This is a genomic window from Frankia sp. CgKIO3 (genome assembly GCF_977946435.1).
On record NZ_CDWTMO010000107.1, the window covers coordinates 1 to 14,706 of the forward strand.

8 protein-coding genes and 2 pseudogenes are annotated in these 14,706 nt (G+C 71.3%); 6 read left to right on the forward strand and 4 right to left on the reverse strand.

Translation table 11 applies throughout. The features are described from left to right. Both AC08OJ_RS13060 and AC08OJ_RS13065 read left to right on the forward strand, forming a co-directional pair. Positions 1–2,193 (forward strand): annotated as a pseudogene (locus tag AC08OJ_RS13060) (glycosyltransferase family 39 protein); the annotation flags it as partial. Between the two features lie 273 nt (positions 2,194–2,466). Next, a complete protein-coding gene (locus tag AC08OJ_RS13065; RefSeq protein ID WP_476595859.1) occupies positions 2,467–3,747 on the forward strand; it encodes a bifunctional glycosyltransferase family 2/GtrA family protein in 1,281 nt (426 codons plus the stop codon). On the opposite strand, the gene AC08OJ_RS13070 is transcribed toward AC08OJ_RS13065, so the two are convergent. After that, complete coding sequence (locus AC08OJ_RS13070; protein ID WP_476595853.1) at positions 3,748–7,161, reverse strand: pyruvate carboxylase; 3,414 nt, start codon at positions 7,159–7,161, stop codon at positions 3,748–3,750. A gap of 108 nt (positions 7,162–7,269) precedes the next feature. On the opposite strand from AC08OJ_RS13070, the gene AC08OJ_RS13075 reads away from it, so the two are divergent. Continuing rightward, a complete protein-coding gene (locus AC08OJ_RS13075) occupies positions 7,270–8,472 on the forward strand; it encodes a saccharopine dehydrogenase NADP-binding domain-containing protein (protein ID WP_476595854.1) in 1,203 nt (400 codons plus the stop codon). Positions 8,473–8,496: 24 nt separating this feature from the next. Here the strand turns inward: AC08OJ_RS13075 and AC08OJ_RS13080 are convergent, their stop codons facing one another. Beyond that, positions 8,497–8,988: a hypothetical protein gene (locus tag AC08OJ_RS13080; RefSeq protein ID WP_476595855.1), complete on the reverse strand. Its 492-nt coding sequence runs from the start codon at positions 8,986–8,988 to the stop codon at positions 8,497–8,499. Positions 8,989–9,040: 52 nt separating this feature from the next. Next, on the reverse strand, positions 9,041–9,853 hold the full coding sequence (locus tag AC08OJ_RS13085; protein WP_476595856.1) for a type I glutamate--ammonia ligase: 813 nt from the start codon (positions 9,851–9,853) through the stop codon (positions 9,041–9,043). Between the two features lie 565 nt (positions 9,854–10,418). On the opposite strand from AC08OJ_RS13085, the gene AC08OJ_RS13090 reads away from it, so the two are divergent. Next, positions 10,419–11,567 carry an amidohydrolase family protein gene (locus AC08OJ_RS13090; protein WP_476595857.1) on the forward strand — a complete coding sequence of 383 codons (1,149 nt, stop codon included), beginning with the start codon at positions 10,419–10,421 and terminating at the stop codon, positions 11,565–11,567. A gap of 38 nt (positions 11,568–11,605) precedes the next feature. On the opposite strand, the gene AC08OJ_RS13095 is transcribed toward AC08OJ_RS13090, so the two are convergent. Further along, entirely contained in the window at positions 11,606–12,091 is a 486-nt protein-coding gene (locus tag AC08OJ_RS13095; protein ID WP_462189021.1) for a VOC family protein, read from the reverse strand. A gap of 97 nt (positions 12,092–12,188) precedes the next feature. Here AC08OJ_RS13095 and AC08OJ_RS13100 point away from each other — a divergent pair. Next, positions 12,189–13,338, forward strand: a pseudogene (locus AC08OJ_RS13100) (helix-turn-helix transcriptional regulator). A gap of 442 nt (positions 13,339–13,780) precedes the next feature. Then, positions 13,781–14,704, forward strand: coding sequence for an NAD(P)/FAD-dependent oxidoreductase (locus AC08OJ_RS13105; RefSeq protein ID WP_476595858.1), 924 nt, complete (start codon positions 13,781–13,783; stop codon positions 14,702–14,704). The last annotated feature ends 2 nt before the right edge of the window (positions 14,705–14,706 follow it).

The window sequence follows — 14,706 nt, forward strand, 5'->3', positions numbered from 1 at the left end:
CCCGGCCCCCGGTCGACGGCTCCGGTGGCCTCGTAGCCGCCGAAGACGTAGCCGCCGAGGACGCCCGCTGGGCCCGACCAGCACTGGTCACCCTGCTGGTGGGCACAGGTGTGCTCTACCTGTGGGGCCTCGGCGCGTCGGGATGGGCGAACGCGTTCTACTCGGCCGCGGTCCAGGCCGGCTCGGTGAGCTGGAAGGCGTTCTTCTACGGCTCCTCGGACGCTGCCAACTCAATCACGGTCGACAAGCCGCCGGTCTCCCTGTGGGTCATGGCGCTGTCCGTCCGGATCTTCGGCCTGAGTGCCTGGAGCATCCTCGTGCCCCAGGCGCTGATGGGTGTCGTCACCGTCGGCCTGCTCTACCAGACCGTGCGGCGGCAATTCTCCGCCGGTGCGGGCCTGCTCGCCGGCGCAGTGCTGGCCCTGACCCCGGTCGCGGCCCTGATGTTCCGGTTCAACAACCCGGACGCCCTGCTCGTGCTGCTCCTGGTCGCCGCGGCCTACGCGACGTTGCGGGCGATCGAGCAGGCGAGCACCCGCTGGCTGGTGTTCGCCGGGGTCCTGGTCAGCTTCGCCTTCCTGACGAAGCTGCTGCAGGCACTGCTCGTCGTCCCTGTCTTCGCACTGGTGTACCTGGTGACCGCGCCGACCTCGTTCTGGCGGCGCGTCCGGCAAACCCTGGCCGCGGGGCTCGGACTGCTGATCCCCGCCGGCCTCTTCATCGCGATCGTGGAGCTCGTCCCGGCGTCCTCCCGCCCCTAACATCGGGGGTTCACAGCACAACAGCCTGCTGGAGCTCACCCTCGGCTACAACGGGCTCGGCCGACTTACCGGCAACGAGACCGGCAGCGTCGGCGGTGGCCGGATGGGCGGCCTGCCGGAATTCATCGGGAACGGCGCGGCAGGCGCCGTTCCCGGCGGCGGCACGGTCGTCTTCGGTCCCGGGGGTCCGGGCGGCCGCGGGGGCGGCATGTGGGGCCAGGCCGGTTGGACCCGCATGTTCGGCTCGGAGGTCGGCGGTCAGATCTCCTGGCTGCTCCCGACCGCACTGATCCTGCTCGTCGCCGGACTGTGGATCACCCGGCGCACCCCGCGGACGGACCGCGCCCGCGCCGCCTTCCTCCTCTGGGGCGGCTGGCTGCTCGTCACCGGCATCGTCTTCAGCCAGATGAAGGGCATCTTCCACGCCTACTACACGGTGGCGCTCGCCCCGGCGGTCGGCGCCCTGGTGGGGATGGGCTGCGCGCTGCTCTGGCGTCAGCGCCGGCATCCCGCCGCCGCCGTGGTCTCGGCCGCCACGATGGCCGCCACCACCGCCTGGTGCTACACCCTGTTGAACCGCACCCCCCAGTGGCATCCGTGGATCCGGTACGCCGTGCTCGTCGCCGGGATCATCGCGGCGCTCGGGTTCCTCGCAGCCATCCGACTGCCGCGGCGGGCCGCGCTCGGCGTCGCCGCCGTGGCGCTGGTCGCCGGGCTCCTCGGACCCGGCTCGTACGCCATCGCCACCGCGGCGACCCCGCACACCGGCTCGATCCCGGCTGCGGGTTCCGCCGGCGCCGGCTTCGGCGGGCCGGGTGGCGGCCGCATGGGCCAGGGCGGCCCGCAGGCTGGCCCACAGGGTGGTGGAATCTTCCCCGGTGGGGCCTTCCCCGGCGGTGGGCAGCAGATGCCCGGCGGCCAAGGCGGGATGCCCGGCCAGGCGGGTGGTGGTGCCGGAACCGGAACCAGCGTGCTGGGGAACGGGATCCTCGGCGGGCAGGAGACCCGGGGCGGTGGCCCGGGCGGTCTACTCAGCGCCGTCACTCCCAGCGACGCGATCGTGAAGCTGCTCAGGCAGAACGCGGACTCCTACACCTGGGTCGCCGCCGCGGTCGGCTCGAATAGCGCAGCCGGATACCAGCTCGCGACCCAGGACCCGGTCATGCCGGTCGGCGGGTTCAACGGGAGCGACCCCTCGCCCACCCTGGCACAGTTCAAGCAGTACGTCGCCGAAGGAAAGATCTACTACTTCATCGGCGGCGGCGGTTTCGGTCAGGCCAACGGCGGTAGCTCGTCCTCACGGGAGATCTCCAGCTGGGTGACGGAGAACTTCACCTCGAAGACGGTCGACGGCGTGACCCTCTACGACCTGACCGCACCGAAGACCGGCGCCACCGCCGGCTCCACGACGGGCACCGGCGTCACTACCTGACGCCGCTCCGCACCACAACCGCAATCGCCGAGGCGATCCTCAGCCCGGCCGACGCTCACAGCAGGCGCACAGCATCGGCACACGAGCGGCACAGCTCCCGAACCGAGGGTGGAGAGCATGACGATGACGCGGATGCCTTCCTCGACGACCGTGATCTCCGGGATGACCGGGATGACCGGGACCTTCGAGACGACCGGGAGCACCGGAGAGAGCATTCCCGTTCAACATCATCAGCCTAGATGGCTCGGGCCGGACGGCGGCCGTCCGCGCCCGATGCTGGACGTCGTCATCCCCGTATACAACGAGGAGAACGACCTCGCTCCCTGCGTCCGACGGCTGTACGCCCACCTGACCGGGACGTTCCCGTACCCCTTTCAGATCACGATCGCCGACAACGCCAGCACCGACGGCACCTTGGTCATCGCCCAAGAGTTGGAGAAGGAGCTCCCCGAGGTCGCCGCGATCCACTTCGAAGCCAAGGGCCGCGGCCAGGCACTGCGGGCGGCTTGGGGCATCTCGCCCGCACCGGTGCTCGCCTACATGGACGTCGACCTGTCGACCGGCCTCGCCGCGCTGCTGCCCCTGGTGGCCCCGCTCATCAGCGGCCACTCGGATCTCGCGATCGGCACCCGGCTCTCCCCCGCCTCCCGGGTCGTGCGGGGACCGCGCCGGGAGATGATCTCCCGCTGCTACAACCTGATCCTCCGCAGGACACTGGCGGCCCGGTTCTCCGACGCGCAGTGCGGCTTCAAGGCGATCCGCGCCGACGCCGCGGCGGGCCTGCTGCCCTTGGTGGAAGACAGCGGCTGGTTCTTCGACACCGAGCTGCTCGTCCTGGCCGAACGGGCCGGAATGCGCATCCACGAGATCCCGGTCGACTGGATCGATGATCCGGACAGCCGCGTCGACGTGCTCGCCACGGCCATCGCTGACCTGAAGGGTGTGGTCCGCCTCTTGCGGGCGTTCGGCAGCGGAAAGCTACCGCTCGCCAGGCTGCACCAGGAGTTCGGCCGAGGCCCGCTCACCGCCGGCCACGCCGAGGAGGGCAAGGCCGTCGAGGTCCCGGGGGTACCGAAGGGACTCACCGGTCAGCTCCTGCGATTCGCCGCGATCGGGATCGCCAGCACGCTATCCTATCTGGTGCTCTTCGTCCTGCTGCGGACAGTCACCGGGGCGCAGGTCGCGAACCTGCTGTCGCTGCTTCTCACGGCGGTTGCGAACACCGCGGCGAACCGGCGGCTGACCTTCGGTCTCACCGGTCCGGAGCGCGCCGGTCGCCACCATCTGCAGGGCCTGGTGGTGTTCGCCGTCGGCCTCGGCCTGACCAGCGGTTCGCTCGCGCTCCTGCACGCGGCGAGCACGAACCCCGGCCGCGGCATTGAACTCTCCGTGCTGGTGCTGGCGAACCTGGCCTCCACGGTCATCCGGTTCCTTCTACTGCGCGCCTGGGTCTTCCGCCCGGGCCGGGAGGCGGGGGACGTGGCCGGGACGCTCCCGGCCACGACACCCCCGCGGAGGCAGAACCCGACCGGCGGGATCAGGGACACAGCGTAATCAGGAACGCAGAATAAGCAGCAGGTCACCGACCTCGACGGAGTCGCCGCTGGAGCGGACGAGCTCCACGACGGTCCCGCCCACCGGGCTGGTCACCGCGGCCTCCATCTTCATCGCCTCCACCACCGCCAGCCGCTGGCCCTTCGTCACCGTGTCGCCCACCGCGACGCTGAACGTGACGATGCCGGGCAGCCCGGCGCCCACCTGGTTCGGATCGGCGGGGTCCGCCCGACGGGCCACCGTGGTGGTGGCCGTGATGGACGCGTCCCGGACCCGCACCGGCCGGGGCTGGCCGTTGACCCGCAGGTACAGGGTGCGCATCGCGGAGTCGTCCGGTTTGGAGAGCGTCTCCAGCTCCACGATGATCTCCACCCCGGGCTCCAAGGTGACGGTGAGCGGAACGCCGGGCCGCAGCCCGTACAAAAAGCCGTCGGTCGGGACCACGGAGGAGTCCCCGTAGGCGTCCACCGCCCGCAGGTAGTCCTTCCACGGGCCGGGGAAGAGCAGCCTGGACAGGGCCGCCCGCCGCCGGGTCCCCGGGAAAGAGAGCTCGGCGGCGTCCGCCGCGTCGAGGTCGACGGACGGCGGCGCCGGGCGGCGCCCGGCCAGCGCCCGTTCCCGGAACGGTTCGGCGAAGCCGGCCGGCGGCGTGCCGAGTTCACCTGCGAGGTAGCCGAGCACGCTGGCCGGCAGGTCGAACTCCTCGGGATGCGCACGCAACCGGTCCACGTCGACGGATCCGCCGGCGATGAACAGCGCCAGGTCACCGACGACCTTGCTGGTCGGCGTCACCTTGATCGGCTTGCCAAGCAGCTCGTTGGCGATCGCGTAGCACTCGGTGACCTCGGCCCACCGGTCCCCCAGCCCCAGCGCGATCGCCTGCTGACGCAGGTTCGTCAGCTGGCCGCCGGGAATCTCGTGCCGGTACACGGCCCCGGTCGGGGCTCGCAGCCCCGCCTCGAACGGGGCGTAGAGGTCGCGCACGGCCTCCCAGTACGGCTCCATCGCGGAGAGCGCGGGCAGCGCGATGCCGGTCGCCCGGGGAGTGTGGTCGGTCGCCGCCACCAACGCGGACATGTTGACCTGGCTGGTGCCGCCGGACATCGGCGCGGCGGCGGCGTCCACCGCGTCCACTCCGGCCGCGGACGCCGCGAGCAGGGTGGCGAGCTGGCCGCCCGCGGTGTCGTGGGTGTGCAGGTGGACGGGCCGGTCGAAACGCTCCCGCAGGGCCGTCACCAGCGTGGCCGCCGCCGCCGGGCGCAGCAGTCCCGCCATGTCCTTCACGGCGAGCACATGCACACCCGCCTCGACGAGCTGTTCGGCGAGGCGCAGGTAGTAGTCGAGGGTGTAGATCCGCTCCGCCGGATCGGAGAGGTCACCGGTATAGCAGAGCGTCCCTTCGGCGATCGCCCCGGTACCGAGCACCGCCTCGATCGCCGGGCGCATCTGCTCGATGTCGTTCAGCGCGTCGAAGATCCGGAAGATGTCGACGCCGGTCGCCGCGGCCTCGGCGACGAACGCCCGGACGACGTCGTCCGGGTAGGGGGTGTACCCGACCGCGTTGCGCCCCCGCAGCAGCATCTGCAGGCAGATGTTCGGTGCGGCCTGGCGCAGCGCAGCGAGCCGCTCCCACGGATCCTCCGCGAGAAAGCGCAGCGCGACGTCGTAGGTCGCCCCGCCCCAGGCCTCCAGGCTCAGCAGGTTCGGCGTCAGCGCGGCGTACGACGGGGCGGCCGCCAGGATGTCGAAGCTGCGCAGCCTCGTGGCCAGCAGCGACTGGTGGGCGTCACGCAGGGTGGTGTCGGTGACGGCCAGCGCCCCCTGGGCGCGCAGCCACGCCGCCCAGCCCGCCGGCCCGAGTTCCGTCAGCAACTGCCGGGATCCCCCCGGCAGCTGCGTGCCGCCGGGCGCCGTGCCGCGGGGCGCCGCCACCTGCGCGGGCGCGGGCGGCAGCAGCTCCCGGGGGTCGGCCAGGGCGACCGCCGGGCGCAGGAATCCGTTCACCGTGCTCTCGGCGAGGCGAGCCAGCAGCCGGCTGGTCGGGTCCGTCCCCTTGCCGGGAGCGAGCAGCTCCGGCCGTTCGTCGATGAACGACGTGCTCACCCCGCCGGCGAGGAAGCCGGGGTCGGCGAGGAGCCGCACCAGGAAGTCGATATTCGTACGCACCCCGCGGACCCGGAACTCGTTCAGCGCCCGCCGGGCGCGCCGCGCCGCCTTCTCCAGCGTGTTACCCCGGGTCGTCAGCTTCACCAGCAACGAGTCGAAGTACGGGCTGACTTCGGCCCCCGGGTACGTGGCGCCGTCGAGGCGCACCCCCGGACCGCCGGGTGACTGGTAGAAGCTGATCGTCCCGGTGTCGGGCCGGAAGCCGTCCGAGGGATCCTCGGTGGTGACCCGGCACTGGATGGCGGTACCGCGCAGGACGATCTGCTCCTGGGCGAGGTTGAGGCCGGCCAGGCTCTCCCCGTCGGCGATCCGCAGCTGCGCCGCAACCAGATCAACCCCGGTGACCTCCTCGGTGACCGTGTGCTCGACCTGGATCCGGGGATTCATCTCCATGAACGTGTACCGGTCGTCGGCGCCGAGAAGGAACTCGACCGTGCCCGCATTGACATAGCCGACATGCCGGGCGAACCGCACCGCGTCGGCGCAGATGCTCGCCCGGACCGCCTCATCGAGCCGCGGCGCCGGGGCGATCTCCACGACCTTCTGGTGCCGGCGCTGCACCGAGCAGTCCCGCTCGTACAGATGGATGATGTTGCCGTAGGCGTCGGCCAGGATCTGGACCTCGATGTGGCGCGGCCGGTCCACCGCTTGCTCCAGGAAGATCGTGCCGTCCCCGAAGGCGGCGGCGGCCTCCCGGGACGCGCTCGCCACCGCGTCGGCGAGGTCGGCGAGGCGTTCCACCCGCCGCAGGCCGCGCCCCCCGCCACCGGCGGAGGCCTTGACGAACAGCGGGAAGCCGACCTCCTCGGCGGCGGCGAGCGCCCCGGCGCCGTCCGGCAGCGGCACCGAGGCGCGCAGCACCGGCAGCCCGGCGGCCAGCGCGGCGTCCCGGGCGGCGACCTTGTCCCCGGTCAGCCGCAGGACCGCCGGGGGCGGTCCGACGAAGGTGATGCCGGCGGTGGCGCACGCGTCGGCGAGCACCGCCGACTCCGACAGGAAGCCGTAGCCGGGGTGCAGCGCGTCGGCCTCCGCCTGCTTGGCCACGGTAAGCAGGGCGTCGATGTCCAGGTATCCGCGCACCGGGTGCCCGGGGCCACCGATCTCGTAGGCCTCGGACGCCTTTGTCCGGTGCAGCGCGGAAACGTCTTCGGGCGTGTAGACCGCCACCGTGCGCAGGCCCAGTTCCTGAGCAGCTCGGAAAACACGGACGGCGATCTCACTACGATTTGCAACCAGTACCTTACGCACACGCGCCTCCTCGGACGGGTGCGCATCATTGTGGGGTGTGCAGGCCGCTACGTGCCAAAGTAACGTCTCAAGGGCCACCTTCGACAGATGGGCATAACCTCGGGACCCATGACGGCCCGTATCGTAGTGTTCGGCGCGACCGGTTACACCGGCCGGCTGGTGACCGCAGAACTCGTGGCTGCCGGGCACCGACCTGTCCTCGCCGGCCGCACGGAGACCAGGGTCCGTGCCCTCGCCGCCGCCTACGACGGCCTGGGGACCGCCGTGGTCGACGCGACTACCCCGGCCGGCGCGACCACCGCGGCTGACGCGGCCGGCGCGGCCGACCGGACGGAGGCTCGGGGCGCGCCCAGCGGCACGTCGCTGGCCCGCCTGCTCGGGCTCGGCACCGGGGACGTGCTCGTCTCCACGGTGGGCCCGTTCCGCCGGTTCGGGCGGCCGGTCGTGGCGGCGGCGGCCGCGGTCGGCGCGCACTACCTGGATTGTTCCGGGGAGGGCGCATTCCTGCGGCACGTCTTCACCGAGGTCGGCCCGCGGGCGGCGGCGTCCGGGGCGGCGTTGATCCCCGGCGCCGGCTTCGACTTCGTCCCCGGCAACCTCGCCGGAGCACTGGCCCTGCAGGCGGCCGGCGGCGAGGCCCGCCGCCTCGACATCGGCTACCTCGTCACGGGCGCTCTCGGGATAAGCAGCGGAACGCGGGCGACCCTGCTGGCCGCGCTGACCGAGCCCGTCATCGTGCTACGCGGCGGCGTCCTCGTCGAGCGCCCGCTCGCCCGCGAGGTATGGTCCTTCCGGTCGTCCGGCAAGGTCACCGGCGGGTCGGGCGGCCGGCGGGGACACCCGGCGGTGCTGTGGTCGGGAGGGGAGCCGTTCACCCTGCCCCGGCTCGCGCCGGCGCTGACCGACGTCGCGACGTATATCGGCGGCGTCGACCGCGGCATCCGTGTGGGGCAGGCGCTGTCGTTCCCCCTGTCCGGGCTGCGTCGTTTCCCGCCGAGCCGGGCGCTGCTGGCCGCCGCCGCCCGGTCCGCCCTGCGGACGACCGGCCGTGGACCGGACCGGGCGGCGCGGGCCCGCGCCGGGGCGCAGGTGTTCGCGCTCGCCCGGGACGCCGCCGGCCGGGAACTCGCCACCGTGCGGCTGGAAGGTCGCGACCCCTATGCCTTCACCGCTCGGATCATGGCGTGGATGGCGGGACATCTCGCCGCGGGCACCGTCGCCCGCGCCGGCGCGCTTGGCCCGGTCGACGCCTTCGGCGTCGAGGACCTGGAGCGGGCCGCCGCCACGGCCGGACTGCGCCGGGTGGGCTGACACCCGGTCAGTACCGCCGGCGGGTCAGTACCGCCAGCGGGTCGCCGCGACGACGGCGGCCGGGTCAGCCTCGGCGAACCGGTCGATCTCCGCGCGCCGGACGGCGGCGACCGCGTCGTGCAGCTCCCGTCCCAGGGCGCGGTGCAACACCTCGTCGGCCTCGAAGGCGGCGACCGCCTCGCCCAGGCTGGTGGGCAGGCGCCGGATGCCGCGGCGGGCCCGTTCGGCGGGGTCGAGCGAGGCCGGGTCGACGCCCACCGGCTCCGGCAACGCGGCCGCCGCCGCGAGCCCCGCCTGCCCGGCGGCCAGCAGACCGGCCACCAGAAGGTAGGGATTCGCGGCAAGGTCGAAGGACTTCACCTCCAGGTTCGCCGCCTGGCCGGCCGCGGCCGGCGGCCCGGGGATCATCCGCAGCGCGGCCTCCCGGTTCTCTCGACCCCAGCAGGCGTGGACACCCGCCCACGTCGATGGCACCAGTCGCAGGTAGGAGGCAACGCTCGGGGCGCCGAGAGCCATCAGCGCCGGCAGCCGCCGAGGATCCCGGCGGCGAACGCCTCCCCGGCAGCGGTCAGTCCGAGCGGCCCGTTGCCACCCGCCATGAGGTTGATCCGGCCCGGGCGGGCGGATCCCCCGCCGGCCCGGCCCGGGCCCCCCGGTATGGGCCCTCCGGGTATGGGCCACCGGAGTTCGCCCCGCCCGGGCCCCCGCCCGAGACCGCAGGCCAGGCCGGGGCCGGCGGCCGGTCGGGATCGTCGCTCCACAGGCTCAGATGCACGTGGCCGCCGTTGCCCACGCTGTCGACGAGCACCTTGGGGGCGAACGAGACGCGCAGGCCATGGCGCCTGCTGACGCCGCGCACCGTCTCCTTGACCAGCACGCACGTGTCGGCGGCGCCGAGGGGGTCCTGCGCGGCGACGGACACCTCGAACTGACCGGCCGCGTACTCGGGATGGATCTGCTCGACGACCAGCCCCTCCTCGGTGAGCGCGGTGACCACGTCCCGCAGGTAGTCACCGAGTTCGGCCACCCTGATCATCCCGTACGCCGGCCCGGGAGCGGCCGGGGCGAACTCGTCGGAACCGGCCGGGGAGACGGCCCATTCGACCTCGAACGCCATCATCGCCGTCAGGCCGTGCTCGGCGAGCAGTGCCGTCTGGAGGCGGACGAGTTCCCGGCCGTCCTGCGGGTGCGGTCGGCCGTCCTGGTCACGGCGGTCGGCGGGGGCCCAGGCCCAGCCGGGCTGGGCCGCAAGGGGTGTCAGCCGGTCCAGGTCGGGATGCAGCCGCAGATCCCCGACGGGACCTCCGGCGTACCGTCCCGCCGTGATCGAGTCATCGGCGCCGAACACGTCGAACACCGGCGACACGCCGACGCCCCACACCGCCCCGCGTCGAGCCGGCCGATCGGCACCCCCTTCATCCGAGTGATGCCACTGTTGTCGACGTAGGTCACCGCAACACAGACGACGCCGCGCACCTCCAGGTTCGTTGCCGCGTGCCGGGCCGCCGCGGCGAGCCGATCACGCCTACGATCCTCTCCGGCGATAATCCGAGGGGCGAACTCGTCCAACGCAGGCTCGTTCATCCTCACCTTCCCCACGGGTCTCCCCTGTCCCCATGGTCGCGCGTACGCCTGCCAGACGCCGGGCGGAGCGCACGGCACGGCGGCCCCTCACTCTCCCACGATATTACGGAGAGCGACAAAATTCGGCCGGATCGAAGGATCAGCCATCTGTTCATAACAAGCGCTCCGAGCGTTGTCCACAGCTGGCGCCGACGCAAGAAGAGATGAAAACACGGTAACATCATCGACTTTCAGAACGACTGTCCCCAGGGAGCCAGGAGTAATCCACAAGTTATCCACAGGGCCGCTGTGGACCTGAGGATGACCGAATGTGTCCAGTACGGTCAGGCATGACCCCACCTTCCAGGGGGGATCATCGATGGGTGGGCCGCCCGGTGGAACCGTTCGTCGATCACGAGCTCGTCGACCACCACTGCCATGGTCTGGTCGGCCGCGATCTGACTCTCCCGGAATTCGAAAGCATGATCACCGAGGCGGAACACCCCGGACCACCGGGGACGACGCTGTTCGACAGCCAGATCGGCTTCGCCCTGCGGCGCTGGTGCGCGCCGGTGCTCGACCTACCGGCGCATGCCGCGCCGGAAGACTACCTCGAACGCCGGGCGGAGCTTGGCCACGCCGAGGTGCACCGGCGGCTGCTGCGTGCCTGCGGGATCACCACGTTCTGCGTCGACGCCGGATTTCAACCGGAGCCGCTGACCAGCGCCGCGGAGCTGGCCGAGCTCGCCGGCGGACGCGGCGTGGATGTGGTGCGGTTGGAGCGGGTCGCCGAGCAGGTCGCGGTCGACGTCATCACCGGGCAGATCGGCATGACCCACCTCGCCGACACCGTGCGGGCCCGGCTCGAGTCCGCCCGCCCCACCATGGTCGCGGTGAAGTCGGTCGTGGCCTACCGCGGCGGCCTGGAGCTGCCCGCACAGCGACCGACCGACCGCGAGGTCGCCGCCGCCGCCGCCCGCGGCTGGATCCACGAGATCCGCGCCGGCGCCCCGATCCGGCTGACCGACCCCACCCTGCACGCCTTCCTCATCTGGTGCGGGGTCGACGCGCGGCTACCCATCCAGATCCACGTCGGGTACTGGGACTGCGACATCGACCTGCGCCGGGGCAACCCACTGCTGCTCACCGGCCTGCTGCGGGCGATAGCACCGACCGAGGTCAGTGTGCTGCTGCTGCACTGCTACCCGTTCCACCGGGAGGCCGGCTACCTAGCCCAGGTGTTCCCGAATGTCTACCTCGACCTCGGGCTCGCCATCCACAACTGCGGCCGCGGCTCGGCCGGCCTGCTCACGCAGGCACTCGAACTCGCCCCGTTCGGCAAGTTCCTCTTCTCCACCGACGCCTTCGCGCTCGGCGAGCTGTACCTGCTCGGGGCCGTCCTGTTCCGGCGTGGGTTGTCGGCGTTCCTCGCGGCGGGAGTCGCCGACGACGCCTGGACCGCGGCGGACGCCGAGCGGGTCGTCCGGCTCATCTGCGCGGACAACGCCCGCCGCGTCTACAACCTGCCCTGACCAACGACCTGCCCTGACCAGCACGGGCGGCTCGGCGGTCAGCCGGCGGCGGCTGGCGGGCAGAGGCAGAACGGGTGACCGACCGGGTCGAGAAGCACCCGCCACCGGTCCCCACCCGGCTGGAACTCGGCCTGCCTCGCGCCGAGGCCTTCCGCCAGGGCGATGGCGGCGTCCAGGCCGGCGACCCGGAAATCCAGGTGGAACTGCTGCGGGGCGTCCTGGTCCGGCCAGCGCGGCGGCTGGTAGCCCGCCACCCGCTGGAAGCCGATCATGATCTCGGTCCCCGGTGGGGTGAGGTACGCCCAGGACCCCTCGTCGTCGGTGCCGGCGACGCCCCACCCGGTCAACGTGCCGTAGAAGGTCGCGAGCTCCTTCGCGTCCGGGCAGTCGAGCATCAGCCCGGCCCAGGTCGCCGCCACGTCACTCGCGGAGCCAGCACTTGCGGACCCAGTCGCCGCACCGGTAGCGGCCGCGCCCCCGGCCCTCTCCACACCCATCTCCCGAGCCGGGTCCGTTCCCGCCATGGCGATCTCCTTCGCGTTCCGGTGTCGATGCGTCGGATCCCATCCTCGAAGCCATACCTGACTTCTCCTGGCAGGTATGGCCCGGGGAGAATCGGGCATGCGTGCCGGCCGGCTCCTCTCCGTCCTGCTGCTGTTGCAGACCCGTGGGCGGCTCACGGCGCATGAGATCGCCGACGAACTCGAGGTCTCCGTGCGGACGGTCTACCGGGATCTGGAGTCCCTCGTCGAGGCCGGGGTCCCCGTGCTGGCGGACCGCGGTGCCACCGGCGGGTACCGGCTGCTCGACGGCTACCGCACCCGGCTGACCGGGTTGACCTCCGGCGAGGCCGACTCCCTGTTCCTCGCCGGCGAGCTGGGGCTCGGCACGATGCTCGCGGCGGCGGAACTGAAGCTGATGGCGGCTCTGCCCGAGCAGCTGCGCGAACGGGCCGGCCGGGTGCGGGAGCGCTTCCATCTCGACGCGCCCGGCTGGTTCCGGGCCACCGAGGACATGCCGCTGCTGACCGAGGTGGCAGCGGCGGTGTGGGAGCAGCGCCGCGTCCGGGTCACCTACCGGCGTTGGCGGGCCCCCCGTGAGATCATCCGGCACCTCGAACCGCTCGGCGTGGTCCTCAAAAGCGGCACCTGGTACCTGGTCGCCAACGTCGCACACGGCACCCAGGGCGTAGGCCTGGCCGAGGACGCTGGCAGCAGCCGCGACCCTGACGGCACCCGAGCCGCAGGCGCCACCGAGAGTGCGGACGGCAGCGGAGGCGCGGAACCGGCGGGCGGGCCGGCCACCCTGCCCCGGGTGTACCGGGTCGCGAAGATCCTCAGCCTCGAGACGACCACCAAGACGTTCGAACGGCCGCATGGCTTCGACCTCGGCGCCTACTGGGCTGGCTGGACGGCCCGCTACGAATCCGAGGTCTACCGGGCGCGGGCGACCGTGCGGCTTTCCCCGACCGGCGTGACGATGGCCCCCTTCCGGACTCCCCCCGGCGGTCGCCCGCGCCGTCCGGGAAACGGCGAGCGCACCGGAGGAGGACGGCTGGGTACGCGCGGTGGTACCGATCGAGTCCGTCCGGCACGCCGAGCGCGAACTGCTCGTACTCGGCCCGGACCTGGAGGTGCTCCACCCCCCGGAGCTACGCGAGGCGATGACGCGCGCCGCGGGCGCGCTCGCCGCGCTGTACGGCGCACCGGCGGCGGGCAACGGCGGAAGTCGCAGGCCCGTCGCCGGGAACCACAACCTGCCGGAACCCTGACTGCCGGCAGCCTGACGCCTCCGGACGCCACGTGGCGCCTCGGCGCTTCGTCTGAATCACTGGGATGACGCCGGCACCAGGCTGCCAACCTTTACGGACGGTGGATGCCTACGCCCCTTGCTCAGCGTTCATCGAGGAAGCGCTGAGCGGGACGAAGCAGCGGCTTCGACGGTCGCCAACACCCCAGAGGGGGCTGAATCCAAGCCCGCGCGACCCGGAAGATCAACTGATCATGGCCACGACCAGAACAATGATCATATTTGGCCCTCGTCCAGACTCCGCGTGCATCTCTGAACCTAGGGCATGGAGCCACTGGTCACCGACGGTTCCGAACAGCGTATCTTCCACTCGAAGATCCTTCCAGATGCGTCGTATAGGTGATGCCAACCCCTGCCATTCATAGAGCACGTAGATTTCTGGCGTGATCAGAGGAAGCTACGACGTGGTGATCGTGGGTGCGGGCCCGGCTGGGAGCGTGGCCGCCTTCGCATTGAAGCGACAGAACCCCCGCCTTCGCGTACTTCTGACCGACAAGGCTGTTTTCCCGCGCGATAAGGCATGTGGTGACGGCCTCGGTGCAGGGGCAGTTGCGGCCCTGCGCCGCCTGGGCCTGCTTAGTGTTGTCCATGACGCCATTTCACCACTGAGCGTGCGAGTCAGCGGACCTGACGGAACCGAGGCGACGGCGGTCGGCCCGACAGTCGCCGGCCATGATCTTTCCGGGTATGTACTTCCACGTGAGATCCTCGACGCGCGTCTTGTTGCTGCGGCACGCGAGGTCGGAGTCGAAATACGGGAAGGAACATCATACCATTCATCGGAGCTGACCGGCAACAGCCAGGTTATCACACTCAAGACCGGCTCGAGATCAAACTCCGTCGAGGCAGCCCTGATGATCGGTGCCGATGGCGCCTATTCTCGGGTACGACGCGATCTTGGAGTCGGCCGCCAGGATGACCGATTCTCCTCGATCGCCATACGCTCATATGCCAAGTTCTCGGATCCGCGCCGCGCCCCGCAGGAGGTTATGCTGCTCCGACTTGACTTCAGTGACAAGGTGCTCCCTGGCTACGGATGGGTGTTTCCCGTCTCCGACGACGTCGTCAATCTCGGTGTGGGTCTACCGGTATCCACTATGCGGGATAAATCGTTGAACCCGCGCAATCTTCTCAGCGCCTACGTGGAGCACCTACGGGCCCGAGGGTTCATCGTCGAAGAGCCGAACAAGCTACTCTCACATTATCTCCCGCATGCCGGAAAACTGGCTCCGATGGCACATCCCCGCGCCGCACTCATCGGGGACGCCGCCGCGAGCATCAACCCTCTCAGTGGCGAAGGTATTGTCTACGCTATGGATTTGCATTGAAA

Coding starts and splice junctions, on each gene's coding strand:
- AC08OJ_RS13065 (WP_476595859.1), top strand. CDS start 2,467: ATGCTGGACGTCGTCATCCCCGTATACAACGAGGAGAACGACCTCGCT.
- AC08OJ_RS13075 (WP_476595854.1), top strand. CDS start 7,270: ATGACGGCCCGTATCGTAGTGTTCGGCGCGACCGGTTACACCGGCCGG.
- AC08OJ_RS13080 (WP_476595855.1), bottom strand. CDS start 8,988: ATGGCTCTCGGCGCCCCGAGCGTTGCCTCCTACCTGCGACTGGTGCCA.
- AC08OJ_RS13095 (WP_462189021.1), bottom strand. CDS start 12,091: ATGGCGGGAACGGACCCGGCTCGGGAGATGGGTGTGGAGAGGGCCGGG.